The sequence below is a fragment of the Natroniella sp. ANB-PHB2 genome, from assembly GCF_046097105.1.
Lineage (GTDB): Bacteria > Bacillota > Halanaerobiia > Halobacteroidales > Halobacteroidaceae > Natroniella.
In genome coordinates this window covers 2426929-2452942 of record NZ_CP175562.1, presented here as the reverse complement: position 1 = coordinate 2452942, position 26014 = coordinate 2426929, and the positions used below count along the sequence as shown (strand labels likewise).

Here is a 26014-nt window from a genome sequence, read left to right as displayed (position 1 = left end):
AGTGTGGCCGATCACCCTCTCAGGTCGGCTACCCATTGTTGCCTTGGTGAGCTGTTATCTCACCAACTAGCTAATGGGACGCGGGCCAATCTTTAAGTGATAGCATAAAAGCCATCTTTACTCCAAAAGGAGTTTATCCGGTATTAGCTTCCTTTTCAAGAAGTTATCCCAGTCTTAAAGGTATGTTCCCACGCGTTACTCACCCGTCCGCCGCTTTACTCACTACCCGAAGGTAGCTTTCTCGCTCGACTTGCATGTGTTAAGCACGCCGCCAGCGTTCGTCCTGAGCCAGGATCAAACTCTCAATTAAAGTTTATATCATGTGCAAAAGCACATTGATTACGAGTTTGACTAGCTCTTCTTGCTTAGTTGAAACATTGCATTGTTTAGTTTTCAAAGACCGAATTGCTTGTTCAATTTTTCTGTCACTTTCTCAAGCGACAATTAATAGAATATCAAACTCACTCTTGTTTGTCAAGAACTTTTTCAAGTTCTCTTTTGCCGTCAATTTCTCTTCTTTAGGACAGTAATAAATAGTTTATCACTTTACGCTAAACTTGTCAAGAAAATATTTCACTCCTTGACAAGCACAGCTATTAATTTAACACAATATCTTTCGTTTGTCAAACCCAATTTACAATTATTATTTGTCACAGACTGCAACCATTAAATAATATTTAATATCACTTTGACTTTTTTCTATTCTTTCATTTAATTGATAAAATAATTCTATCTCAAAATATTCTTCTAACATCTCTTTAAATTCTTCTTCTTTATATTGACGGTAATGATACGGATTAGAACACCCCTTGTCTCTCCCCTGACCAAATGGAGTAGAGATTATCAACCTTCCACCATCCTTTAATAACTTATTTAAATTAGAAATAAATTTATAATCATCTTCAATATGTTCCACAGTTTCAAAACTAACTATTGTATCAAATTTTCCTATCTTCTCTACTAAATTAAGATCAGTTCCTTCCCCTACTATAAATTCAACTAAAGGATAACCATAGTGGTGTTGAGCATAATCGATGCTTTCTTGATCTACATCAATTCCAATAATCTCTTTTATCTTTTCACCTTGGGCCAACAATATCTCCGTACCATAGCCAACACCGCAAGCTAGATCCAACACTCTACCTTGGGTATAGTTGCTGGCAAACTTATAGCGAGCTAAATGTTCTTTTAATAAACCATTATTAGGATTCATCTCCTTCGGCATAACTCTTTCCTCGGTCATCTCTAAAGTCAAAACCTACACCACCTTACTATTTTATTCATCATTAATTACAGCATCAATCGTATAAACAGAACGAGGATTCCATAGTAACCAGCCCGAAACCTGACTATCCTTTACAGCCTCAATCTGTTCTCTCACTTCTTTCTCACCATATCCATGATGCATTGAAAAGTCCTGTAACCACGGGCGTAATTTATAACTTTCCTCTCCTAACTTTTCTTTAGCATCTGCTAAACTTCTGTAAATAAGTTCATAAGGAGCAACATCTGGATTAACTAAGCCATACATATTAGGACTATAATGAGATGGATAAATCATCGGTGAGATATAGTCAAGATGATCAACCATCTTAGTAATATCTTGTCCAATTCCTAAATCGCCTTCAATAGTCGTTGTTAGCCCAAATACATCTGCAGAAATTAAAACTTCTTGTTTATCTAACTCTTGATTGGCATACTCTAAAAAATCAACAATAATATCAGATTTAGATTGTTCTTCCTCCTCTCTAATAGTCAAACCACTTTCTTGTGCTAAAGTTGGAAAGCGTATGTAATCAAACTTAAGCTCATCCAACCCTAAATCAATTGCTTGTTGAGCTATTTTTAGATTATAATCCCAAACTTCCTTAGAATACGGATTACTCCACTTTTTACTATGAATAATTTCTTTTTCTTCTCCTACGTAATACTGTAAGGCATACTCATCTTGCTGAGCCAAAATTGCATCTTTAAAGAGCACTTGCCTACCAATAACATAAACTCCTCTCCTTTGAAATTCAGCTATTAACCCTTTCAAATCTCTAATCATTGCCTCTCGAGAAGCTGCTCCAAAATCTTTAGAAAAAGTAATCCTGCCTGCAGCATCCTTTAAATCAATAACCACCGCATTTAAATCACTCTTCTCAACTTCATTCATTAACCTCTCAAGCCTTCTTGGACTCCCAGCAGCCCATCCACTAATATAAAGCCCCTTAATATTCTGAGCTTGATTTATATGAGGAGCAATTAAGTCAACCTTTTCTAACGAAATTCTTCTTTCTAAACTTTCTAGTGGATTAAAAAACTGATCAATCTTCATTTCTGGTTGTGATAATTCTAGTTTCAGTTCTTCATAAATAGGAGTATACTTCAACTCAAAACCCTGCTTTGCCAATAAATTAGAATTAGCTCCTAAAATAAAAAAACTAAGTACAATTAGTGAAACAACTATAAACCGAATCTGCTTATTCATCTTAACACCTCTGTTAGTTAAAGTTATCTCCTATAATTATAACACAAGTTAGAATAGTTGTTTATGTTATTTTTTTGTAATTAACTATAAAAAAGGAGGGTAACCCTCCTTTTTTATAGTTAACCTTTTATTAATTTTCTGGTCTTAAATGTGGAAATAAAATAACTTCCTTGATCGATTCCGAACCAGTCAATAGCATAACTAAACGATCAAGACCAATTCCTAACCCTCCAGCAGGAGGCATTCCATACTCTAAAGCTCTAATGAAATCTTGATCCATCCTATGAGCTTCATCATCACCAGCTTCTCTTTGTTCCATCTGATGCTCAAATCTTTCTTTTTGATCAATCGGATCATTAAGCTCAGAAAAAGCATTAGCTATTTCATTACCAGAAATAAATAATTCAAATCTATCTGTAAACGCTGGATTATCCGAATTTCTTTTAGCTAATGGAGATACTTCAACAGGATATTGAGTAATAAATGTAGGCTGAATCAACTTTTCCTCCACTACCTCTTCAAAAAACTCATTAATAATTTCTCCTATTGAACCTTTTTCTTCACAATCTAAATTATTTTCTTCAGCTAATGATTTAGCTTTCTCTAAAGTAGAAACATCAGTGAAATCTACCCCTGCATAGTTATTAACCGCTTCAATCATAGTCATTCTATTCCAGGTATTTAAATTAATTTCATCATCATTATATGTAATTTTCAAATCATCTAAAACAGTCTGAGCAACATTTTTAATCAACTCTTCAGTAGTATTCATAATATCTTCATAATCAGCATACGCTTGATAGAGCTCTAACGTAGTAAACTCAGGGTTATGCTTTCTTGATAGACCTTCATTTCTCATGTTTTTTCCAATTTCAAATACTCTTTCAAAACCACCTACTAATAATCTTTTAAGATATAATTCAGGAGCAATTCTTAAATATAGATCAATATCTAAGGCGTTGTGATGGGTTACAAAAGGCTTAGCAGCAGCTCCTCCAGCAATCGGATGCATTAATGGAGTCTGAACCTCTAAAAAGCTCTTTTCTTCTAGATACTTTCTAATTCCATGAATTATTTTACTTCTTAATATAAAAGTCTGCTTAACATCTGGATTTACAATCAGATCTACATATCGCTGCCTATACCTTAACTCAACATCTTTTAAGCCATGCCACTTTTCAGGTAAAGGCCGTAAAGACTTCGCTAATAACTTAAACTCTTGAATTCTAACCGTAATTTCACCACGACCTGTTTCAAACAAAGTCCCTTCAATCCCAATATGATCTCCAATATTCAAATCAGTAAATAAATCATATGCTTCTTCACCAATTTCGTTTTTCTTAGCATATAGTTGGACTTTCTCTGATAAATCAACTAAATCAGCAAAGCTAGATTTGCCATGATCACGTAAAGCCATTACTCTACCTGCAATCTTAACCTTCTCTTCTCCTGCTGTTAACTCTTCAAAATCATCTAATACTTCAGAGATAGAATGAGACCTTACAAAATCATTATTATAAGGCTCTATACCTGCTGCTTTTAAATCACCTAATTTTTTTCTACGTTCAATCATTAACTCATTTAAGTCCATTTCTTGCTCGGTCATTTTCTAAATACCTCCAAGTTACTATTTTTTAATTGATAATATTTCATATTTAATAACTCCTATTGGTGCTTGAACCTCTACCGTATCTCCTACACTATTGCCAATCAATGCCTTACCTAGTGGAGATTCATTAGAAATCCGTTGTTCATCTGGATCTGATTCTGTTGAACCTACAATAGAATATTCAAATTCCTCATCTTCATCCAAGTCTTTAATTGTTACAGTAGTTCCAACACTTACCTTAGTAGTATCAACTTCATCTTTATTAATAACTTCTGCATTTTTAATCAACTGCTCTAATTCTTTAATTCTACCTTCAACAAAAGCTTGTTCATTTTTAGCATCATCATACTCAGAATTCTCACTGATGTCACCAAAATCAAGAGCTTGCTTAATTCTTTTGGCAACCTCTCTTCTTTTAGCACCACGTAAATATTCCAATTCTTCTTTTAATTTATTTAAGCCATCTTCTGATACAATAACCTTTTCACTCATTATTGATTACTCCTTTACTCTCTTGGTTTTATTAATAAAAGATAAAATAGTGTTAAGACAGATCAGTCTAACACTATTATCCCCATCATTAATATGACATTATAATGTAGTTTGCAGAATTTGTCAAGTAGAGTTAACTATCCTTCTCATTCTACTAACTTCCTGTAAAGAAATTTCCCTTTCCATACTTCTTAAACTAGCTAACTTAAATCCGTGTTCAGTTGCTAATTGGCTTATTGTCAAAACTTTTTCTACATCAAGTTCAGAACCTAAACTATAGTTTTCATACTTTTTAGATAAAGCTAAAATCATAGTTTCAGCCATACAAGCATAAGCAGTATTGGGAGGAAATCCAAATTCAAAGTTAAATTCAACTTGACCTGGAACTTCTACAATTCCACCATCTATTACTAATACATCATTTCTCTGTAACTTGACCTGTCTAGCTACATCTCTAGGGCGAGCTACATCACAGACAACTGCTCCACTCTTTAATAGATTAATATCTATCAAACTCTCTATTGCACTAGAAGCTGTAATAATAATATCTGCTTGTGGTAATAACTCTTCTAAATTAGTTGTGATTAACGCCTCTACTCCTGACTCGACTTTGAGTTTTGCTGCTAATTTCCTCAAATTTTCTTCTCTTCTAGCTGCTAACATTAAATATTTATTATCTTGGGCCAACAATTGAACACAAGCTCTTCCAATAGAACCAGTAGCCCCTATAATCAATATATTACTCCGCTTCATTTCAAGACCCATCATATCACAGGCTAATTTAGTCCCTTCTATTGCCGTAGCAACAGTATAGCTATTTCCAGTAGTTACAGGTATATCAAGTTCTTTAGCAATCGTAATCCCTTTATCTCCTACGATAGAAGTAAAAGCACCTAACCCTACAAGCTTTGCTCCTAACTTTTGAGCTTTAATCCCTGCTGCTATGATCTTTTCTACTACCTCTTCAGTTGGCAACTCCAAAATTTGGCGTGAAGTTAGCGGACACCCTATAAACCATCCTTCAGCTTCAACCCCTAATTCAGATTTCACTCCAGTTATCTTTGAAACCTCAAATGGCGGAGCCATTTTAATTAAACTCTCTATAAGTCCATCAGGTAAAAAATTACATACAGAAAATTTACGTGCTACATCTGCTATTTGTAAAGGATGGACTATGAATCCAAACCTTTCCATATGATCTCCTCCTTAATCCTAAAATTAAACTATCAACTATATAAATTTAATTTATATAGTTGCAAATTCATCATGCTGATTAAAGTCTATTTCACGGGGTTTGAAATCGATCTCCTGTAACAAGTTCAAATAATCAGAAATCTTCACCTCAGTTACTGGCTTATCTAATAAGGCAACTAAAATAGCTTCCATCAAATTAGTACCAAAAGATCTTCCTTTAAACTCAGGTGTAGTTGTTATTAACTTACTAACCCCTCTTTCTTTTAATAAATTTAAATCCTGTACTGTGATTGTATTAGTTAAAATTATTTTCCCACTTAATTGTTGTGGTAAATAATACTTAATATAATGAAAGTCCCCTGCAATAATATCGGCCCAGTGATAATACTTTTCATACTTTTTATTAAGAGCCACCTGCTCTTGTGCTTTTCCAGTAGGATAAAATAATTTAAAAGGCAATCTGCTGATTAAAGGCATAGTAAATTTCGCAATTAAATTTAAGGTGTTAAATGATTTAATCGGAATTGGTAACCCTAAGCCAAACATTAAATCTCCAAATAAAACTTCAGCTTCTACTTCTGTTAAAGCTTTAGCCATCCCAAACCTATCTAAAGCTGACACAACCAATACCTTTTTATCTTTAAGATTGAGTTCTTGATCCAGTTTTTTTATTGCATCAGCCTCTAATGTCCTTTTCAATCCACTTCCATCAACGATAGGTGTTCTGTTTACTTGTTCAACTATCCTCTTAGCATCTCGTATTGTATACTTCTTATCATTTATAAATAAGTATAAATCCATTCCTCCTAAACCAAAAGCATCCACTTGATCATCTAATTCTTTAAATAACCTAAGTGCTTCTTTTAAATCGCCATCTGTTCCTATTCTTTCAATAATAAATTCTTCTCCCAAAATATCAGTCTCTACTCTTCGATCCCGACTTGAAGCCCCTAAACTAATACTAACTACCCGCTTCATACCCACTGACCTCCTAAAAATAATCTCAACCCTTAATGTGTACTAACAATTTTAAATTTATGTATAAAAAAATAAAAAGTTATCTAGAACCTTTAAAAATAGTCTCTATAATAATAAAGAATTAAGCTGATATCCAATGGATATCAGCTTAATTCTTGTTGGTAATCCTTTAATATTCGCTTCATTTTTGACATTGTCTCAGCCTGATTTAAAGAATTCTTTATATCAGTACAATTCTTAAGGCCTTTAATATACCAGGCAGAATGCTTTCTCATCTCTCTAACCCCTACATATTCACCTTTAAACTCAACTAATCCTTCTAAGTGAGTAATAGCTACTTCAATTCTTTCTTGTGCAGTTGGAGAAGGTAACAACTCTCCAGTCCTTAAATAATGAGCAGTTCTTTTAAATATCCAAGGATTTCCTTGAGCTCCTCTTCCAATCATTACAGCATCACAACCTGTTTTCTTTATCATTTGAAATGCATCTTCTGGGCCAAATATATCTCCATTACCGATTACAGGAATCGAAACCGCCTCTACTACATCTTTAATTATAGTCCAATCAGCCTGCCCGCGATAAAACTGGTTTCTTGTTCTACCATGAACTGCTACCGCTTTAGCTCCCTCTCTTTGAGCTATTTGAGCAACCTCTACAGCATTAATCTCTTCTTTAGACCAGCCAGTTCTAATCTTAACTGTAATTGGCTCATCTACTGCTTCATTCATTGCTTTCACAATCTTACCAACTTGCTCTGGCTCTTTCATTAAAGCAGCTCCATAACCATTTTTTACGATCTTAGGTGCTGGACAACCTAAATTTAAATCTATTATTTCAGGTTTACTTTCTTTACTTATTATCTGCGTAGCCTGAGCTAATACTTCAGGATCCCTACCAAACACCTGCAAGGAGACGGGACGCTCTACTTCAGCTATTGCTAACATCTCTTCAGTCCTTCGATTATTATTAACTAACCCTCTAGCACTGACCATCTCAGTACAGACCAAACCACAACCCATCTGTTTAACCAACTTACGATAAGGAAGGTCAGTTACTCCTGCCATTGGAGCTAAAAAAATTGGTGGCTCTATACTTACATTCCCTATTTCAACCACTTTAATCCTCCTTTTACCCTGCTAACTATAAGAGTTGAGCTCTATATAAGTTTTAAACCTAAAGGCTTAAAGCTATATTTTTTAGTTAATAGCTAGTAACTAATCAATTTCGATTCATCTCAACAATTAATCTCAATCCTTCTAAAGTAAGAAAAGGGTCACTGATATCTATCTCTTCAGAGCAAGGACTGATTAATTCTGCAAATCCCCCGGTAGCTATTACTGTACATTTTTCAGCAAACTCCTCCTTCATTCTTCTGACTATTCCATCTACTTGTCCTACTACTCCATACAAAATACCAGATTGTAAGCTATCATGAGTATTCTTGCCAATTACCTGCGGTGGTAGATCTAATTCAACTCGAGGCAATTTAGCAGCATAATCAAACAATGCCTCAGTTGAAATACCAATCCCTGGAGAAATAGCTCCCCCTAGGTATTCTCCAGTTTCACAAACAGCACAAAATGTTGTGGCTGTTCCAAAATCAACAATAATTGTTGGCCCATCATATAAACGATAAGCAGCGACAGCATTAACAACTCTATCTGCACCTACCTGCTTAGTATTTTCAATCTGAATATTAATTCCAGTCTTTACACCCGGGCCAACGATCAAGGCTTCTACTCCAAAATATTTGACTGCTACCTCTTCTAAGCAATTAATTACTGGTGGAACTACAGAAGAAATAACTATCTCTTTAACTTCTCCCAAATTAAAATCATTCTTTTCAAATAAATTAGTTAACAAGATCCCATACTCATCAACCGTCTTGCCTTTATCGGTAGCAACCCTCCAATCAACTAATAATTCATCCTCTTGGTATAAACCTAATACAGTATGAGTATTCCCAACATCTAGTGCTAAAATCATCGACTCCACTCCTTGTCTTTAATTTCCTGAATCAAACTCCTGGTGAGATAAAGATACATCACCAGAATAAACCTTCTCCCTCTTACCATTACTTTCAATTACCAAAGCTCCATCAGGAGCAATCTCAACTGCTATTCCTTTTCGCTCTCGTTTAATATCTTTAATTACAACCTCTTTACCCAAAGTATAAGCATACTCTTCCCATTCAGCTAAAATAGTATCGAAATCGGTTAATTGTTGATAATAAGTCTCAATTTCTAATAATAATCTCTGTATAAATTGAAGGCGATCCACCTTCTTTTCTAACTCAGAATAAAGGGTAGTTGCTTTAGTATGTATTTGTTGTGGCAATTCATTAAGCGGAAAGTTCAAGTTGATTCCTGATCCTACAACTAAATAATCAACTTGATCTAGTTCAGCCCCCATTTCAGTCAAAAGCCCACATACTTTTCGATCATTGATTAAAATATCATTAGGCCATTTTATCTTTGCCTCGACAGTAGTCAATTGATTGATCGTCTTAGCTACAGCAAGTGAGATAATATATGTAACTCTCGTTGCCCAGGCCGGCTTTAGACCAGGTCGTAAGATACAAGAGAACCAGATTCCCCCTTGTGGACTAAAATAATCACGACTCAATCTACCTTTACCTGCTACTTGTCGTTCAGCAATTACAAGTGTCCCTTCTTTAGCTCCTTCTTCTGCCTTCTTCCTAGCTATTTGATTAGTAGAATCAACCTGCTGATAATAAAGAATATTTTGACCAATAATCTCAGTAGTTAGATTACGCTTAATCTCTTCTGGTAATAGTTTATCAGGTCGGTTAAGTAAACGATAACCAACTTTAGAAGAAGATTCAATCTCATAACCAGCTTCTCTAAAGTATTTGATATATTTCCAGATAGTTGTCCTAGAAACACCTAATTTATTACTCAACTCCTCCCCTGATAAGTACTGATCTTGAAATTGATATAATAGATCAAGTACCTGCTCTCGCCTGTTTAAATTTTTTCTCATACTAATCACCTTCTTTCTTTAGTCCCTCCACTATTATATAATATTCTGATTTAAAATACAAAATAAGCCAAGTTAGTAATTGAAAATTGAATTTATAATCGGTATAATTATATTAACTTCTAAAGTTCAGGAGGAGAAAAAATGCTAAATCAAAATAAATTTCATCGCAAGTGCCTACAATTATTTATATTCTTCATACTCTGGGCATCTTTTATTCAACCTACAACCTTTGCTAACCAGACTGAAATTACTAAAAATACTTTTGCTGACATAGCTGAACAAGCTACCCCGACAGTAGTACAACTAAATATTATTCGCGAACAGAATGAAAAAAAAGATGACTTCGGTAGCGAGATTGAAACTTTTTACAAAGAAAATTTTAATGAAGATAGTGGAATAGGAACCGGATTTATTATTAATCAAGATGGGTATATTCTAACTAATCAACACTTAGTTGAGAGTGCTAGAGAAATTATTGTTCTAATTGAAGGTCACGAAGAGGAGTTTAGAGCCGAGAAGATAGGCAGTGATTTCAACCTTGATCTTGCCTTGTTAAAAATAGATACTTCTCAGCCATTATCTAAAGTTGAACTAGGTGATTCTAGTACTGTTCGCCCTGGAGATTGGGTCTTAACTGTTGGTAATCCTTATAATTTAAATCACACTGTAACTTTTGGTATTATCAGCGCTATTGACCGCCCCCTTAAAGTCAAAGAAAATAATCAAACCAGAATTTATAATAATTTAATTCAAACAGATGCAGCCATTAACCCTGGTAATAGTGGTGGGCCATTATTGAACATTAATGGTCAAGTGGTTGGTATTAATACCGCTATTAATACGGAGGGTCAAGGAATCGGGTTTGCTATCCCTATTAATAAAGCTAAAGAAGTAATTTCTCAATTAAAAGAGCACGGACAGGTTGTTCGCCCTTGGATTGGAGTCTATATGCAAGAAATTAGCCAAAGCTTAGCTGATTACTTCAAACTTGAACAGACTGCTGGAACCTTGGTTGCCGAAATCGTAGCAGATAGCCCCGCTGAACAAGCTGGCTTAGAAGTAGGCGATATCATTACCAAAATTAATGAAGTTAAAATTGCTCATCCCGAAGAAGCTTTTGCACTTATAGAAAGTTTAGAACTTGATCAAGAAATTATTGTTGAAATTATTAGGGAAAATGAAACTAAAGAGTTAACCCTTAAAGTTACTAAAAAGCCAAAATAAAGAATAAAATCACCTCTGGGCATAGTCTAAGACTAAGTTTAAGAATACTAATAAAAATTATTAACAATCTCTAAGAATCATAATCTCCTAAATAATTAAAAGCCCTAAGTAGGGCTTTTAATTATAAGCTTCAGTCTTTTGTAATACCTTAACAATAATCAACGTAACTATTACCCCTACAACTAACTCAGGAGTACCATGGATTAAAGCTATTCCTAAAGCAGCTTCAGCATTCAAATAGCCCCGTAAAGTTGCAAGTGTTAAAACTCCTCCTGTATTAGCTAAAAAACCAACAGCTGCTGCTACACCACTTCCAATCAATTGAGGTTTGATTAGCTTATAGCTATAAGCTGCTAAAACGCCAATCAAAACTCGAGGAATAATAGCGACTATAGGATCAGCAATAAATGGTGATCCTGCTCTAATAAAACTGAACAAACCAAAGATTAAACCAATAAATCCACCAACAACTGGCCCTTCAATTATAGCCCCAATAATTACTGGTACAGGCATGATAGTTGCTAAGCCAAAAGGAGTTGGAATAAAGCCTAAAGGCGTAACTGCTAAAATAATGGTTACTGCACTTAAAATTCCTGTAATAGTTATAGTTCTAGTCGATAAGTTCACTTTTCTCCTCCTTAGTAATAATTTTATTATCTTCATCAACCAAAACAACCTTTGGCTCTAAACCTTCAGCTGCCTGTTGCTCTAATAAAGCATACGAGATTATAATCACAGTATCACCAGGTTGAGCCCTTCTAGCTGCTGCACCATTTAAGCAGATTGTTCCTGAACCTCTCTCTCCTGGAATTACATAAGTTTCTAATCGTTCTCCATTATTATTATTAACCACTTGTACTTTTTCATTAGGTAAAATATCTGCCGCCTCCATCAGCTCTTGATCAATAGTGATACTCCCAACATAATCTAAATTGGCATCAGTTACCTTAGCCCGATGAATCTTACCCTTATACATCATTCTTATCATTATCCTATACCTCCACAACTAGATTGTCAATCAGCCTTGTCTCTCCAATATAAACTGCTAGTGCAATTAAGACTCTGCCTGATATTTGATCTATCTTCTCTAAATTATTTCCATCAACAATGCTTACATAATCTATTTCAGCTAAAGGTTCAGCTTCAATTTTATTACTCAACACCTCTCCAATAGCTTTAGCATTCCGTTCTCCATTATCAATTAATTCTTTGGCCCTCTGTAATGAATCAAATAAGACTAATGCTGCTTCTCTCTCAGCTTGATTTAAATACTTATTTCTTGAGCTGATTGCTAAACCATCTTCTTCCCTAACTATAGGTACAGTCACTATCTCTAAATCAAAATTCAGATCTTCAACCATCCTCTTAATCACTAATACTTGTTGATAATCCTTCTGCCCAAAATAAGCTCTGGTCGGATTGACTATATTAAATAACTTACTAACTACTGTACAAACTCCACTAAAGTGACCAGCACGAGATGCTCCACAAAGTTTGCCAGTCAAACCTGTTACTTCAACCTTAGTAGCAGCATTATTTTTATACATCTTGTCAGCATCAGGCATAAAGACTAAGTCTACTCCACCATTACGGGCCAACTCCAGATCACGTTCTAAATCTCTTGGGTACTCTTCATAATCTTCATCTGGGCCAAACTGAGTTGGATTGACAAAGATACTAAGTACTACTAACTCATTCTCTTCTCTTGCTTGTTCTATCAAAGCTAAATGTCCTTGATGTAAATAGCCCATCGTCGGTACAAAACCGACAGCCTGTTCTTCACTTTGGTTAATAAAGCCTCTAACTTCAGAAATTTCTTTTACAACTTCCACTCTCAATTCCTCCTTAAAAGCTCTCTTTTTGACTGGGAAAGTTACCTTCTTCTACATCTTCTTTATACTCTTTAATTGCTGAAGATATCTTCTGATTCAATTTCGCATACTTTCTAACAAATTTAGGAGTAAACTCTGAAAAGATACCAAGCAGATCGTGAGTAACCAACACCTGTCCATCACAACCTTTACCAGCTCCAATTCCAATTGTAGGTATTGATAGTTGTTTACTGACTTCAGTGGCTAACTCAGTTGGAATACATTCTAATACTATAGCAAAGGCACCTGCTGCTTCTAAAGCTTTAGCATCTTCAATCAACTTTTCGGCAGCTTTTTTATTCTTACCTTGAACACCATAACCTCCTAATTGATTGATCGATTGAGGAGTCAATCCTAAATGACCCATCACTGGAATTCCTGCCTTAATAACAGCCTCTACCTCTGCTACTAGCTCTTTTCCTCCTTCTAATTTAACTGCTTGAGCTCCACCTTCTTTTACTAACCGGCCAGCACTTTCAACTGTTTTAGCAAGATTACTCACCTTATAAGACATAAATGGCAAATCAGCAACTACTAATGAATTTTCAGCACCTCTAACTACCGCCTTAGTATGATGTATCATATCATCAACAGTTACCTTTAAAGTATCTTCATAACCTAAAATAACCATCCCTAATGAATCCCCTACTAAAATAAGATCTATATCAGCTTGATCAATCACTTTAGCCATTGGATAATCATAAGCAGTCAACATTGTGATCTTGTCGCCTCTCTCTTTTTTAGGCTTTAAACTTTTAACTGTCTTCTTCTCAGCCATTAGAATTCTCCTCCTCTAAAATTTTAATTAACTCAACTTTATCTGCTTCAGTAATACTCCCTTTTTGCTCTGCAATTTTAGTAGTATAATTACCTAGTTTACAGTATAATTCACTTCTTTCAGGTAAAAAATTCTCAAAAGCATCTAAATGCTCCTCAATTACAGAATTATCTCCTCGTGAAATTGGCCCGGTCAAAGCTGAAATTGGCCCTAAACTTTCAATATTATTAATACTACCTTTAATTAACGGTAATAAAGCCCTCAAGGCTTGTTGCTGAGCAATTCCAACCTGCTGATTCATCTCTAAAGCTAAATTAACAATCGCAACTAAATAATTGGAAGCTACACACGCAGCTGCATGGTAGAGAGGCTTTGCTTGTTGAGAAATAACTTCATATTCTACCTCTAAGTCAGTTAGAATAGCCTCTCCAACTTTAACCCCTAATTGATCTCCTTCAATAGTAAAGAAGGCTTCTGGTAAATTAGTAATTCCATTTTCAACATCTGCTACTGATTGTAATGGATGCAATGATAATTTTCCATACTCTTGTCCTTCCCCTTCTCCAGTTAGTACTTCGGAAGTCAAAGCGCCACTTAAATGAATCAAACAGCTACCTTCAGTAACTAAATTTAACTCAGCTAATTGCTTGCTAACTTCAGAAATAATCTGATCAGGAGTAGAAATTATAATCAAATCAGCTTCTAAAATAATTTCTTCATATTCGGTAGTAGCAATACCCTCACCAATTAATTCAACCCCCGCCTGTGCAGATGATAATGTTTTACTGATAAAACCTAAAATTTGATACCCCTGCTGGGCTAATAAATAACCAAAGCTCTGCCCTACCTTTCCTGCTCCAATAATCACTATCTTCTTTCCAGCCATCAATTTCCTCCTTTATAAAGCAAAAGAGCTTCTTGACTGAACAGTCAAGAAGCTCTTTTTGTAAGTAATTAGGCATAGATAGCCTATATCATCCTCAAACTTCTAACCGTCTCAGTCCTAAATAGGATCTAAGCGAAAAAGCTTAATATTTAATTATTAGGAAAACCTGTGATCTAGTCCAACTAAATCACAATAAACATTATACCACATCAACTTAAATATCTCAAAAATAATATAAATAAACCTTAGAAATATTCAGCTCTTAATACTGATTAGAATAATCCTGTAATATTACCATCAGCATCTACATCAATCTCCTCGGCAGATGGAACCTTAGGCAAACCAGGCATTGTCATCACTGCACCAGTTAAGACTACTAGGAAACCAGCTCCAGCTGATACATTAATTTCTCTCACTGTAACCTTAAAATCTGTTGGTCTACCTTTTTTAGTAGGATCATCAGAAATAGAAGATTGAGTCTTTGCCATACAGATAGGCATATAATCAAATCCTTGTTCAGTTAATTTTTCAATATCACTCTTAGCATTATCAGTAAAGACTACACCATCTGCACCATAAATCTCTCTAGCAACTATTTCTATCTTTTCAGCAATAGGCATCTCATCTGGATATAATTGATCAAAGTCTTCATTGCTTTCTTCTTCCATAGCTTCTAAGACAGATTCAGCTAATTCAATTCCACCTTCGCCACCTTTGGCCCAAATTTCAGATAAAGCAACTCGAACTCCTTTTTCTTCACACAGCTCTCTAACTTTCTCAATCTCTGTTTCAGTATCAGTTGGGAATCTATTAATTGCAACAACAGCAGGCAAATTAAACTTCTCAGTAATATTTTCAATATGCTTAGCCAGGTTTGCAAAGCCATCTTCTACTGCTTCTACATTTTCAGTTTCTAATTCATTTACTTCTATTCCTCCATGTAATTTAAGTGCTCTAACAGTAGCAACAATTACAACAGCATCTGGTTTTAAATCAGCAAAACGACACTTAATATTTAAGAACTTCTCAGCACCTAAATCAGCTCCAAATCCAGCTTCTGTAATTGTAATATCAGACATCTTCATTGCTAACTTTGTAGCAACCACACTATTACAACCATGAGCAATATTAGCAAATGGCCCACCATGAATAAATGCAGGAGTATTCTCTAAAGTCTGTACTAAATTAGGCTTAATTGCATCTTTAAGTAAAGCTGCCATTGCACCATGTACATTCAATTCTCTGGCTTGGATTACCTCCCCATCAAATGTATAACCAATTACAATATTCCCTAATCTTTCTTTTAAATCTTCAATTCCTTCAGCTAAACATAAAATTGCCATAATTTCAGACGCAGCAGTAATCATAAATCCATCTTCTCTCACTTGACCATTTGGCCCACCTAATCCTACAACTACTTCTCTTAAAGCTCGGTCATTTAAGTCAACAACTCGCTTAAAAGTAATCTCTTTAGGATCTAATCCTAAGTCATTACCTTGCTTGATATGATTGTCAATTGCTGAAGCAAGTAAATTGTGAGAAATCCCAATAGCATGTAAATCACCAGTAAAATGTAGGTTAATATCTTCCATCGGAACTACCTGAGAATAACCTCCACCTGCTGCACCACCTTTAACCCCCATGCAAGGCCCTAGAGATGGTTCTCTTAAAGCTACTGTAGTATCATGACCTAGCTGATTTAAAGCTTGTGTTAAACCAACACTAGTAGTAGTTTTCCCTTCACCAGCAGGAGTAGGGTTAATAGCTGTAGTTAAAATCAACTTACTATCTTCATTATCCATTCTCTTCTTGTATGCTTCATACTTAACCTTAGCTTTGTTATCACCATACATCTCAAGCTCTTCTTCATTGAGACCTAACACCCCTGCAATTTTAGCAATGTGTTTTAACTTCGCTTGTTGAGCTATTTCAATATCTGATTTTACTGACATAATGTAATCACTCACCTTTCAGTTATAATATTTTTTAAATTATAATTATATTATCTGAACAATCACACAGCTAGCATAAGACTTCCCTTTATTTAATAAAATCTTAATTTTTCAACTATATATTTTTTAACTATATCATAATATATATATTACATAAAACAAATAATTTTACTAGAAGAGGATATCTCCCCTAGTAAAATTATTCCATAAATTAACTATTATCTTTTTCAGTCATTTCTTCACCATTAACTTTCACTTCAACCTTCTCTTCATCTTCCTCATAAAAATCAGGCTTATATCTCTTAATAATATTCTTAATATCTTCTCTTTCTAAAGTTTCTTTTTCCTTCAGTGCTGCTACCATATCTTTCACCATTTCGCTATTTTCAGTTAAGAGCTCTTTAGCAGTTTGATAACAACTATCAATCATATCTCTCACTTCTTTATCTATTGCTGCTGCTACATCCTCACTGTAATTACGACTACGAGAAATATCTCGTCCTAAAAAGACCTGCTCATTGTTCTTTTGCCCTAAAGTTAGTGGGCCAAGTTTCTCACTCATACCATAATTCGTAATCATATCCCTGATAATCTTTGTAGCTCGTTCTAAGTCGTTTTGAGCTCCAGTACTAATATCATCTAAAAATACCTCTTCAGCTATTCTGCCTCCTAATAATCCAGCAACTTTATCCAATAGTTCAGATTTAGTTATAAAACTCTTATCTTCTTCAGGCAACGGAATAGTAAATCCTCCCGCTCTACCCCTTGGAATAATAGTTACCTTATGTGTTGGATCAGAATGCTCCAGTAGTTCTCCTAATAATGCATGACCAGTTTCATGATAAGAGACAATATCTTGTTCTTTATCACTAATTACCCGACTCTTCTTTTGCGGGCCAGCAATTACTCGATCAATTGCATCATCAAACTCCAACATTGCTATTTTATCCTTATTACGTCGTGCTGCTAAAATAGCAGCTTCATTAGCTAGATTTTCCATATCAGCTCCTGTGAAACCAGGGGTTCTTCTTGCTAATACACTCAAATCAACATCATCAGTTAAAGGTTTATCTTTAACATGGATCTCCAAAATTCCTTTTCTACCTTTATAATCAGGCTTACCTACAATAACCTGCCGATCAAATCTACCTGGTCTTAATAGTGCAGGATCCAATACATCGGGTCTATTAGTAGCCGCCATCAAAATAATTCCTTCATTAGACTCAAATCCATCCATCTCAACAAGCAACTGGTTTAATGTCTGCTCACGTTCATCATGACCACCACCTACACCAGCACCACGTTGACGACCAACTGCATCAAGTTCATCAATAAAGATGATACAAGGAGCATTTTCCTTACCTTGCTCAAATAGATCTCTTACTCGAGAAGCACCTACTCCTACAAACATTTCTACAAAATCAGAACCACTAATAATAAAGAACGGAACTCCAGCTTCCCCTGCTACAGCTCTAGCCATTAAAGTCTTTCCAGTTCCTGGTGGGCCAACTAATAAAACACCTTTTGGTATTTCTGCTCCTAGCTTAGTAAATTTACTTGAATTCTTTAAAAACTCTACTACCTCAACCAATTCTTCTTTAACTTCTTCATAACTAGCCACATCATCAAAAGTGACCTTCTTTTTCTCATCTTGATTATGTAAGCGGGCTTTATTCTTACCAAAAGACATCATTTTCTTGCCGCCACCTTGCATCTTATTCATAATAAAGATCCAAGCACCAATTAAGATAACTGTCGGTAATAAATAAGCAAATATTCCAGTCCACCAAGGTGGTTCAGGTTCAGGCTCAGTATCAACTTCAACATCATTAGCTATCAAAATACCTTCTACCTTTTCCACAGTACCAGGAATATTTATCTCAAATTCTTCACCAGTTTCTAGAGTACCTTCAATCTTATTTTCTCCAATAATTGTTACTTGATTGATTTGTCCAGTTTCAACCTGTTGAATAAACTGGCTATAAGTTAACTCTTGCTCAGGTTGTTCTGGTACAATAATATATTGCGCTATTAAAACTCCTATTGCAATAATAATTAAATAAAAGCCTATACTCTTCGAAAAATTCTTCAACTAATATCCTCCTTCCATTGATCAATTAAACAATTTTATGTCTACTAATCCTTATTGATTATATCACATTTAAAATCCTATCGCAAATATATTGCTCCTTGCTATCAGAGTGTTTTTAAAAGGTAATTTTAGCTTAAAAATATAACTCTATTTTTAAAACTAAGTATTAAATTCGAAGTAAAAAAACAAACCATTTTTAATAACTTGATGAGCTTTGAAGTTCCTTTTATTTCATTATAACTACTTTCTAGTTATTCTGGATTAGCACTAATTTCTCTAAGTTATCTAAATACTAACTAAATAATACGTTTAGATATTTATCTTATTATCTTTAACATTACAAACTCACTTCCTATCTATAAATTATCCTTTTTATTCTATACCTACAACATTTTTTAATTATAACATCTTGAACGATAAATATAAAATTAAATTATATTTTTTGAGATTAACCTTCCATAAAGATATTCATTTGAATCAAAAGACAATATTAAGTCAAACCAGATGGATTTCTCGTTAAAATAGCAGTAGAATTTTGATACTGCTTTAGAAAAATAAGATATTATCTCTTCTTTATTAATACAGGTTATTATTTTTAACAATTAATATTATTTTAATACTTGAAAAACTATTATGTATAAAAGTAATATAATCTGATATTCTTTATGAATGTTAGATGCTAACTGTTATAACAGTTAGCATCTAATTAAAACCTAATTTTAAAATTAATTTTCTACAGTTAATTTAGAATTTAATTTTTTTAATTTAAAACTGCCAACAACTAAAAATAATAAAGAACTTACTAATAAAAATATAGTTTCCCTAGCAGTACCCAAGCTGACTCCTATTGCAACCATACTCAAAAAGATACTAATTAAATAAATAATTAGCACAACTTCAAACTGTCTTAAGCCTAGAGCCAATAATTTATGATGAAAATGATTCTTATCAGCTTGAAAAATAGGCTGACCTTTTAGTTTTCTTCTTATAATAGATAATAAAGTATCAAAAATTGGAATTCCCAAAGCTAAGACTACTACTAACAAGGTCAAAACCGTTACACTTTTTAAAGCCCCACTAATTGAAATTGCTCCTAACATAAAGCCTAAAAACATACTGCCTGTATCTCCCATGAAAATTTGAGCAGGATTGAAATTATAGCGTAAAAACCCTAAAGTTGAACCGATAACCGTCAAGGTTAAGATAACAGTTAAAATTTGTCCTTGCTGATAAGCAAAGATAGCTAATGTTATAGATGCAATTATAGTAATTCCACCTGCTAGCCCATCTAAACCATCTACTAAATTGATGGTATTAGTTATTCCCACTAACCAAACTAAAGTTATCGGAACTGATAACCATCCCAAATAATACATTCCACCCCATGGATTAGTAATGAATTGAATTTGTAATCCTAAAACAATTGCTATCAATGCTATAACGATCTGACCTACCAGCTTATTCAAAGCAGACAACTCGTATAAGTCATCTAAAATCCCTAAGCCAAATATCAAACTTCCGCTGACTAAAATAGCTAAAAAGTCTCGGGCATAACCTAATAAGATTAAAGTAATAATTACTCCAGCATAAATAGCTATTCCGCCTAGATTAGGAATAGCCTCTTTATTAATCCGTCTCTGATTAGGATAATCTACTGCTCCTAATTTAAATGCCAATTTTTTTACTTGTGGAGTTAAGATAAAACTGATTATCGCTGCTACTAATAGTGGGTAAAAGAACATTTACCTCACCCTTTCTAATTAAACAATTAAGTCCACTCCTAATTCTATGTAATCTTTTTTATAATGTCAATTGTTTAATCTTGTTAAGAGTTACTATTAGTACAGAAATTTATAATCAAATCTATTTATGAAAAAATAAAGAATCAAAATCTTAGTACAACCATTTGATCCTTTGAAGATTAATTAAGCTGATATCATTTCCTTCTTATTCTAAACTTTCAGTTTGATTAGCAATTTAACTAACAACAACACATAATTATTACATCTTTGAACACGACAGACTATTCAACTGATTAAAAGAAGCTACTCTAAAAATTTAGATTAAAAAAAGGAAAATAATTTTTATAAAGAGAATGACAAACTATAAACAGTGAAATCTAATTGTAGACTTATGGGGGGTGAAAGTATGGATTATACAACTAAAGAATTAGTCATAATTTCAATTACAGTAGCATTGATGGTCGTTGTTGGTTTTATATTTTATGCCGTTTCTAATCTTTTATTGTTTCCAGGTTATAGATTTATCATTTTAGGATCTTTTTTAGGATTTATGATAACTATCCCTATCTTAAAGATTAGAAAAATTGGAGTAATCACTATTACTAGTATTGTTTTTGCTATGATAATGAGCTTGATCTCTATCTTTATGGGACTAGCTATTATAATGACAGCTTTAGCAACAGAATTAACAGCCTTTTTACTCTTTAAAAATTACGCTAAGGAATACAAGATCATCTTTTCAGCAGCCTTTTATCCCTTTTATGGAGCCTTAACTTTCATTTATATTTCAAGTTTATTAATTGGCAAGAATATTTACGATTTAATTGGTAATTTAACCTTGTTTTTAAGCTCTTTAATTATTGTCTATGGCTTGGGACTTTTAGGCTCATATATTTCATTAAATATAATCGGACAGAGATTAAACAAATAAAGATCTAAAAACACATACTTAACCTTCTTTTAGCTCTGTTTATTAATTATATCTACTCAACCTCTTGTAACTTAATTCCTGCTTCTTCTGTCATTTCTAAAGCTAATCGATCTGGATAGCCACCTTTAAAGATAATTTGATCAATCCCAGCATTAATAATCATCTTAGTACAGAGAATACAAGGTTGATGAGTACAATAAAGAATTGCTCCCTCAATAGAAATACCATGTAAAGCAGCTTGAATAATAGCATTCTGCTCAGCATGCAACCCCCGACATAGCTCATGCCTCTCACCAGATGGCACTTCTTTTTTTTCACGCAAGCAGCCAACTTCTTGGCAGTGCTGCAAACCACTTGGAGCTCCATTATAGCCAGTAGCTAATACCCTTTTATCTTTAACAATTAATGCTCCTACTTTTCTTCTTAAGCAAGTTGAACGCTTAGTTATAACCTGAGTCATTTCCATGAAGTATTCATCCCATGAAGGTCTCATAATATCACCTCTATTCTTTCCTTAATGCAAGTTTATTCTTCTTCAATAAAATCTACAACAAGTTCTATTAGTCTATCAGGTGACTCTATTACAGGGAAGTGTCCTACCCCTTCTATAATAGCTAATCGAGCGTTATCTCCAATACCTTCAAGATTGCCCTTAGCCATATCCATAGTAACTAACTCATCCTTATCCCCTTGAATAATTAGAGTAGGAACTTTTATTTTATCCACTTCTCCTGTACCTTCTATTATCCCATTATGTTCATGAGAAATATTAAAATATCCTAAAGCATAATTAATATCAACTAAATTTCTTTGTTTCAACATTTCATCAATATAATCACTATATCTTGCTTCAGGTGGCTTATCAACTGCATACAAAAAGCTCTCATAAAACTTCTTACAGAACCATTTAACAGTTTTATCCAACAAGAACTTATCTTTTAGTTTATACATTTTAAGAATTAAATTTAGATGTTTAGCCATATCTTCTTTAGTCTTTATATATTCTCCACCTTTACGCAAAGGAAACCCTTTAATGCTGCAACTTCCTAATAAAATTAATTTATCTACATAATCTTGATAATCAATACAAAATTGCATTGCAACTGCTCCACCAGCAGACCAACCCATTATTATAAAATCTTTTAACTGTAACTTATCTACAAAAAGTTTCAAGTCATCAGAAAAATCTTTAATTGATTCTATTTCATTATTGTATGTTGAATTTCCAAAGCCCCTTAAATCAACAGCATAAATATTATAACCTTGTGGCATGTTCTCCATCAATAAATCCCAATTCTTAGAAGAATTCATGTTCCCGTGTATAAGAAGCAAATTCTTCTCTTCCTTTTTTCTATAATTTAAAGACTCTCCATTTGATAACTCTATAGAACTTAATTTAATATCAGTCATCATACTCCCCCTAACTTTAAGCTTCCTCCTTTAACCTCTAATAATTAAATATATAATTCAAAAAGAAACAAAATAAAACTATTTTTTATATCTTTATTCTAGCCTAGACCCTATTAACTCTATCTAGTACTTAAAATTATAATATATATATTTTGTATATATTTAAATAAAAAACTAGAAAGAAGATTTAAATCTTCTTCCTAGTTTTTTGCTACTTAGTCCCGTACAATCTATCACCAGCATCACCCAAGCCTGGTTCAATATAAGCATTGTCATTTAATCTTTCATCAACAGCTGCTGTGTAAATATCAATATCAGGATGAGCTGCTTGTAGCTTCTCTATTCCCTCAGGAGCAGCTACTAAACACATAAATCTAATCTTATTGGCACCTCTATCTTTAACAAATTGTAAAGCTGCTTCTGCTGTACCCCCTGTTGCTAACATTGGATCAACAACAATTAATTCTCGTGCTCCAATATCAGTCGGCATTTTACAATAATATTCTACAGGCTCTAAAGTATCTGGATCACGATATAAACCAATATGTCCAACTTTAGCAGTTGGAATTAAGTTTACTACCCCATCTACCATTCCTAATCCTGCCCGTAAAATAGGCACTACAGCTAACTTTTTACCTGAGATCACTTGGGCTGTTGTCTCTGTAACAGGTGTCTTGATTTGAATTTCTTGTAAAGGTAAATCTCTCGTAACTTCATAAGCCATTAAAGTAGCAATTTCATCAGCTAACTCTCTAAATTCTTTAGCACCTGTTTCTTCCTTCCTTAAATGGGTCAATTTATGTTGAATCAATGGATGATCAATTACATATACTTCACTCACTTAATAAACCTCCTTAAGTTCATTATCAAAATATTAGTTTTTAAATAGTGGATAATTTTCAACTAACCCTTGAACCTTTTCTCTAATCTCTTCTTTTATTTGCTTATTATCTATATTTAATAATAACCTATTAATTAACTTGCCAATCTCTCTCATCTGCTCTTCTTTCATTCCTCGAGTAGTTAAAGCAGGTGTTCCCAATCTAATCCCACTAGTAACATTCGGGCTCTCTTCATCAAAAGGAATTGTATTCTTATTAACAGTAATTCTTATTTCATCTAAAGCCTCTTCTGCTTTCTTTCCTGTTATGCCATTGCTAATTAAATCAACTAACAGCAAATGATTATCTGTACCTCCAGAAACCAATCTGAACTCTTTACTAATTTCACTAGCTAAAGCCTTTGCATTATTAACAGTTTGTTGCTGGTATTCTTTAAATTCATCTGTTAACGCTTCTTTAAAGGAAGCTGCTTTAGCAGCTATAATATGCATCAATGGGCCACCTTGAATTCCAGGAAAGATTGCCTTATCTATCTTTTTACCTAATTCAGCTGTAGATAAGATCATTCCTCCTCTTGGCCCTCGTAAAGTCTTATGAGTTGTTGTAGTCACTACATCAGCATATCTAACTGGATTTTGATGTAAGCCTGCTACTACTAATCCAGCGATATGAGCCATATCTACCATGAAGTAAGCATTTACCTCATCTGCTATTTCTCTAATCTTTTTAAAATCAATCTCTCGCGGATAAGAACTTGCCCCTGCTACGATTAACTTCGGTCGTTCTTTTTTAGCTAATGATCTTAACTGTTGATAATCAATTAATTCTGTATCAGCATCTACCCCATAAGATATAAAGTCATAATAAGTTCCTGATAGATTAACCGGACTACCATGAGTTAAATGCCCACCATGGGCCAACTCCATCCCTAATACCTTATCTCCTTTCTCTAATAAAGCAAAGTAAACTGCTGCATTAGCTTGAGAGCCTGAATGAGGTTGAACATTGGCATGTTCTGCTCCAAATAGCTCTTTGGCCCTCTCTCTTGCTAACTCCTCAATCTGATCAACATATTTACAGCCACCATAATATCTTTTGCCAGGATACCCTTCAGCATATTTATTAGTTAAAGTAGTGCCCATTGCCTCCAAAACAGCCTCACTGACAAAGTTTTCTGAGGCAATCATTTCTAAGTTATCATGCTGCCTCTCTTTTTCTTGCTTAATAAACCCCGCTAATTTAGAATCCACTTGTTCTAGATTATTCATCTAACCACCCTCTCTATATTTCTAACTGACTAATTTTATCAATTCTACGTTGATGTCTTCCACCATCAAATTCAGTAATTAACCATGTCTTTACAATTTCTAAAGCCAATTCACTACCAACTACTCTCTCACCTAAAGTCAATACATTTGAATTATTATGTAGTCTAGTTGCTTTTGCAGAAAATACATCATGACATAAAGCAGCTCTAACTCCATTAACCTTATTAGCAGCTATCGACATTCCAATCCCTGTCCCACAAATTAAAATTCCTCGGTCGTATTCCCCTTTTCCTACGGCAGTAGCTACCTCTTTAGCAAAATCAGGGTAATCTACTGAAGCACATGAATCAGTTCCAACATCATCATAATCAATATCCAATCCATCTAATAATTCTTTAATCTTACTCTTTAAATTATAGCCACCATGATCACTACCTAATACAACTTTCATTTTTACCCCCCAAAACATCTTTATATTATATATTATAACTAAATATTACTAATAAAGACAAAAATCTTGTTCGCATTCTAAATATTGATTCTTTAGTTTCGAAATTTCTCCTTCATTTAATTCAGTTTTTTTATAACTTTTTTTAACTCTTCTTTGATTTCTTGTGCACAATCTTTATAGATAGATAAAGGTTGTCCAAATGGATCAGAAATATCTAAATCTCTGTTAACTACTTGTAATTTAGCTATCTTCTTTCTTTCAGGAGCAATTTGCTTAGCCAAATCCTTTTCTAACCTTTTTAAGTCTTCCTCTACTTTTTCTAATTGAGAAATTAACCTCTCTTGTTCAGCCTGTAATCTATCGACTTGCTCCTCATACTCTTCCAAGAAATCATCCCGCTTTTTTGCAATTCGTTCCTTTAACTTCTTAACTTTTTGTTTGTTTTCTTCTGTAACTTCTGGAGTAGCATACTCTTTTAATGTATATAGTTTATCCGCTACTTGGGGATAACTATCCAAAATAGATAATTTATGGCGCTGAGTCATTGTCAAAATTAGATCGGATTCAACTATCAGCTCACTCGTTAAAGGAGTTGTTTGATGATCAGTTAAATCAAGCCCTTCTTTTTTCATAACTTCTATTGCTTGTCTAGCAGCATTTTCTCCTTTTAGAGCAGCTAACCCTGCTGATTGAACATCATAACCATTCAAATCAGTCTTTTTCAATAAATCTTTAAAAAGAACTTCTGCCATACTACTTCTACAAGTATTACCAGTGCAAACAAAGAGAATCTTCTTGCTAATTATAATCACCTCCTT

25 protein-coding genes and 1 other annotated feature are annotated in these 26014 nt (G+C 33.9%); of the genes, 2 read left to right on the top strand and 23 right to left on the bottom strand.

Annotated features, from left to right (window positions below):
* Positions 1-310, bottom strand: a sequence feature (16S ribosomal RNA rRNA prediction is too short).
* A gap of 333 nt (positions 311-643) precedes the next feature.
* The 9 genes from ACKF5P_RS12235 to ACKF5P_RS12195 all read right to left on the bottom strand — a co-directional run bounded on the left by ACKF5P_RS12235 (position 644) and on the right by ACKF5P_RS12195 (position 9749).
* Entirely contained in the window at positions 644-1255 is a 612-nt protein-coding gene (locus ACKF5P_RS12235) for a class I SAM-dependent methyltransferase (RefSeq protein ID WP_408955470.1), read from the bottom strand.
* A 21-nt stretch (positions 1256-1276) separates the two neighbouring features.
* The gene (locus ACKF5P_RS12230; protein ID WP_408955469.1) at positions 1277-2473 is read right to left on the bottom strand and encodes a putative glycoside hydrolase; all 1197 of its coding nucleotides are present in this window, start codon (positions 2471-2473) and stop codon (positions 1277-1279) included.
* 130 nt (positions 2474-2603) lie between these two features.
* Positions 2604-4079, bottom strand: coding sequence for a lysine--tRNA ligase (lysS, locus tag ACKF5P_RS12225; RefSeq protein WP_408955468.1), 1476 nt, complete (start codon positions 4077-4079; stop codon positions 2604-2606).
* Positions 4080-4100: 21 nt separating this feature from the next.
* Positions 4101-4574 (bottom strand): transcription elongation factor GreA, encoded by a 474-nt coding sequence (gene greA / locus ACKF5P_RS12220; protein ID WP_408955467.1) that lies wholly within the window; start codon positions 4572-4574, stop codon positions 4101-4103.
* Between the two features lie 123 nt (positions 4575-4697).
* Entirely contained in the window at positions 4698-5768 is a 1071-nt protein-coding gene (locus tag ACKF5P_RS12215; RefSeq protein ID WP_408955466.1) for a saccharopine dehydrogenase NADP-binding domain-containing protein, read from the bottom strand.
* Positions 5769-5819: 51 nt separating this feature from the next.
* Positions 5820-6746: a quinate 5-dehydrogenase gene (locus ACKF5P_RS12210; RefSeq protein WP_408955465.1), complete on the bottom strand. Its 927-nt coding sequence runs from the start codon at positions 6744-6746 to the stop codon at positions 5820-5822.
* A 143-nt stretch (positions 6747-6889) separates the two neighbouring features.
* The gene (dusB, locus tag ACKF5P_RS12205; RefSeq protein ID WP_408956660.1) at positions 6890-7867 is read right to left on the bottom strand and encodes a tRNA dihydrouridine synthase DusB; all 978 of its coding nucleotides are present in this window, start codon (positions 7865-7867) and stop codon (positions 6890-6892) included.
* A gap of 97 nt (positions 7868-7964) precedes the next feature.
* Entirely contained in the window at positions 7965-8732 is a 768-nt protein-coding gene (locus tag ACKF5P_RS12200) for a type III pantothenate kinase (protein ID WP_408955464.1), read from the bottom strand.
* Positions 8733-8750: 18 nt separating this feature from the next.
* Positions 8751-9749 (bottom strand): biotin--[acetyl-CoA-carboxylase] ligase, encoded by a 999-nt coding sequence (locus tag ACKF5P_RS12195; RefSeq protein WP_408955463.1) that lies wholly within the window; start codon positions 9747-9749, stop codon positions 8751-8753.
* A gap of 141 nt (positions 9750-9890) precedes the next feature.
* Between ACKF5P_RS12195 and ACKF5P_RS12190 the strand changes: the two genes are divergently transcribed.
* Positions 9891-10973, top strand: coding sequence for a S1C family serine protease (locus ACKF5P_RS12190; protein WP_408955462.1), 1083 nt, complete (start codon positions 9891-9893; stop codon positions 10971-10973).
* 117 nt (positions 10974-11090) lie between these two features.
* On the opposite strand, the gene ACKF5P_RS12185 is transcribed toward ACKF5P_RS12190, so the two are convergent.
* The 8 genes from ACKF5P_RS12185 to ACKF5P_RS12150 form a co-directional block, all read right to left on the bottom strand.
* Positions 11091-11636, bottom strand: a complete 546-nt coding sequence (locus tag ACKF5P_RS12185; RefSeq protein WP_408955461.1) for an ECF transporter S component — start codon at positions 11634-11636, stop codon at positions 11091-11093.
* Positions 11584-11961 (bottom strand): aspartate 1-decarboxylase, encoded by a 378-nt coding sequence (panD, locus tag ACKF5P_RS12180; RefSeq protein WP_408955460.1) that lies wholly within the window; start codon positions 11959-11961, stop codon positions 11584-11586. The genes ACKF5P_RS12185 and panD overlap by 53 nt, the downstream gene beginning before the upstream one ends.
* Positions 11962-11965: 4 nt before the next feature.
* Entirely contained in the window at positions 11966-12805 is an 840-nt protein-coding gene (gene panC / locus ACKF5P_RS12175) for a pantoate--beta-alanine ligase (protein ID WP_408955459.1), read from the bottom strand.
* A 13-nt stretch (positions 12806-12818) separates the two neighbouring features.
* Positions 12819-13622, bottom strand: coding sequence for a 3-methyl-2-oxobutanoate hydroxymethyltransferase (gene panB, locus ACKF5P_RS12170; RefSeq protein ID WP_408955458.1), 804 nt, complete (start codon positions 13620-13622; stop codon positions 12819-12821).
* Positions 13615-14508 (bottom strand): Rossmann-like and DUF2520 domain-containing protein, encoded by an 894-nt coding sequence (locus ACKF5P_RS12165; RefSeq protein WP_408955457.1) that lies wholly within the window; start codon positions 14506-14508, stop codon positions 13615-13617. The genes panB and ACKF5P_RS12165 overlap by 8 nt, the downstream gene beginning before the upstream one ends.
* Before the next feature lie 272 nt (positions 14509-14780).
* Entirely contained in the window at positions 14781-16460 is a 1680-nt protein-coding gene (locus tag ACKF5P_RS12160; protein WP_408955456.1) for a formate--tetrahydrofolate ligase, read from the bottom strand.
* A gap of 211 nt (positions 16461-16671) precedes the next feature.
* The gene (gene ftsH / locus ACKF5P_RS12155) at positions 16672-18552 is read right to left on the bottom strand and encodes an ATP-dependent zinc metalloprotease FtsH (protein WP_408955455.1); all 1881 of its coding nucleotides are present in this window, start codon (positions 18550-18552) and stop codon (positions 16672-16674) included.
* A gap of 725 nt (positions 18553-19277) precedes the next feature.
* Positions 19278-20294: a glycosyltransferase family 4 protein gene (locus ACKF5P_RS12150; protein WP_408955454.1), complete on the bottom strand. Its 1017-nt coding sequence runs from the start codon at positions 20292-20294 to the stop codon at positions 19278-19280.
* Between the two features lie 406 nt (positions 20295-20700).
* On the opposite strand from ACKF5P_RS12150, the gene ACKF5P_RS12145 reads away from it, so the two are divergent.
* A complete protein-coding gene (locus ACKF5P_RS12145) occupies positions 20701-21225 on the top strand; it encodes a hypothetical protein (RefSeq protein ID WP_408955453.1) in 525 nt (174 codons plus the stop codon).
* A gap of 52 nt (positions 21226-21277) precedes the next feature.
* Here the strand turns inward: ACKF5P_RS12145 and ACKF5P_RS12140 are convergent, their stop codons facing one another.
* The 6 genes from ACKF5P_RS12140 to ACKF5P_RS12115 all read right to left on the bottom strand — a co-directional run bounded on the left by ACKF5P_RS12140 (position 21278) and on the right by ACKF5P_RS12115 (position 26008).
* Positions 21278-21718, bottom strand: coding sequence for a deoxycytidylate deaminase (locus ACKF5P_RS12140; protein ID WP_408955452.1), 441 nt, complete (start codon positions 21716-21718; stop codon positions 21278-21280).
* Between the two features lie 32 nt (positions 21719-21750).
* The gene (locus ACKF5P_RS12135) at positions 21751-22635 is read right to left on the bottom strand and encodes an alpha/beta fold hydrolase (RefSeq protein WP_408955451.1); all 885 of its coding nucleotides are present in this window, start codon (positions 22633-22635) and stop codon (positions 21751-21753) included.
* Between the two features lie 211 nt (positions 22636-22846).
* Positions 22847-23476, bottom strand: coding sequence for a uracil phosphoribosyltransferase (gene upp / locus ACKF5P_RS12130; protein WP_408955450.1), 630 nt, complete (start codon positions 23474-23476; stop codon positions 22847-22849).
* Positions 23477-23509: 33 nt separating this feature from the next.
* Positions 23510-24745 (bottom strand): serine hydroxymethyltransferase, encoded by a 1236-nt coding sequence (gene glyA / locus ACKF5P_RS12125; protein ID WP_408955449.1) that lies wholly within the window; start codon positions 24743-24745, stop codon positions 23510-23512.
* A 13-nt stretch (positions 24746-24758) separates the two neighbouring features.
* The gene (rpiB, locus tag ACKF5P_RS12120) at positions 24759-25196 is read right to left on the bottom strand and encodes a ribose 5-phosphate isomerase B (RefSeq protein ID WP_408955448.1); all 438 of its coding nucleotides are present in this window, start codon (positions 25194-25196) and stop codon (positions 24759-24761) included.
* Positions 25197-25312: 116 nt separating this feature from the next.
* Positions 25313-26008 carry a protein tyrosine phosphatase gene (locus tag ACKF5P_RS12115; protein ID WP_408955447.1) on the bottom strand — a complete coding sequence of 232 codons (696 nt, stop codon included), beginning with the start codon at positions 26006-26008 and terminating at the stop codon, positions 25313-25315.
* Between the last annotated feature and the right edge of the window lie 6 nt (positions 26009-26014).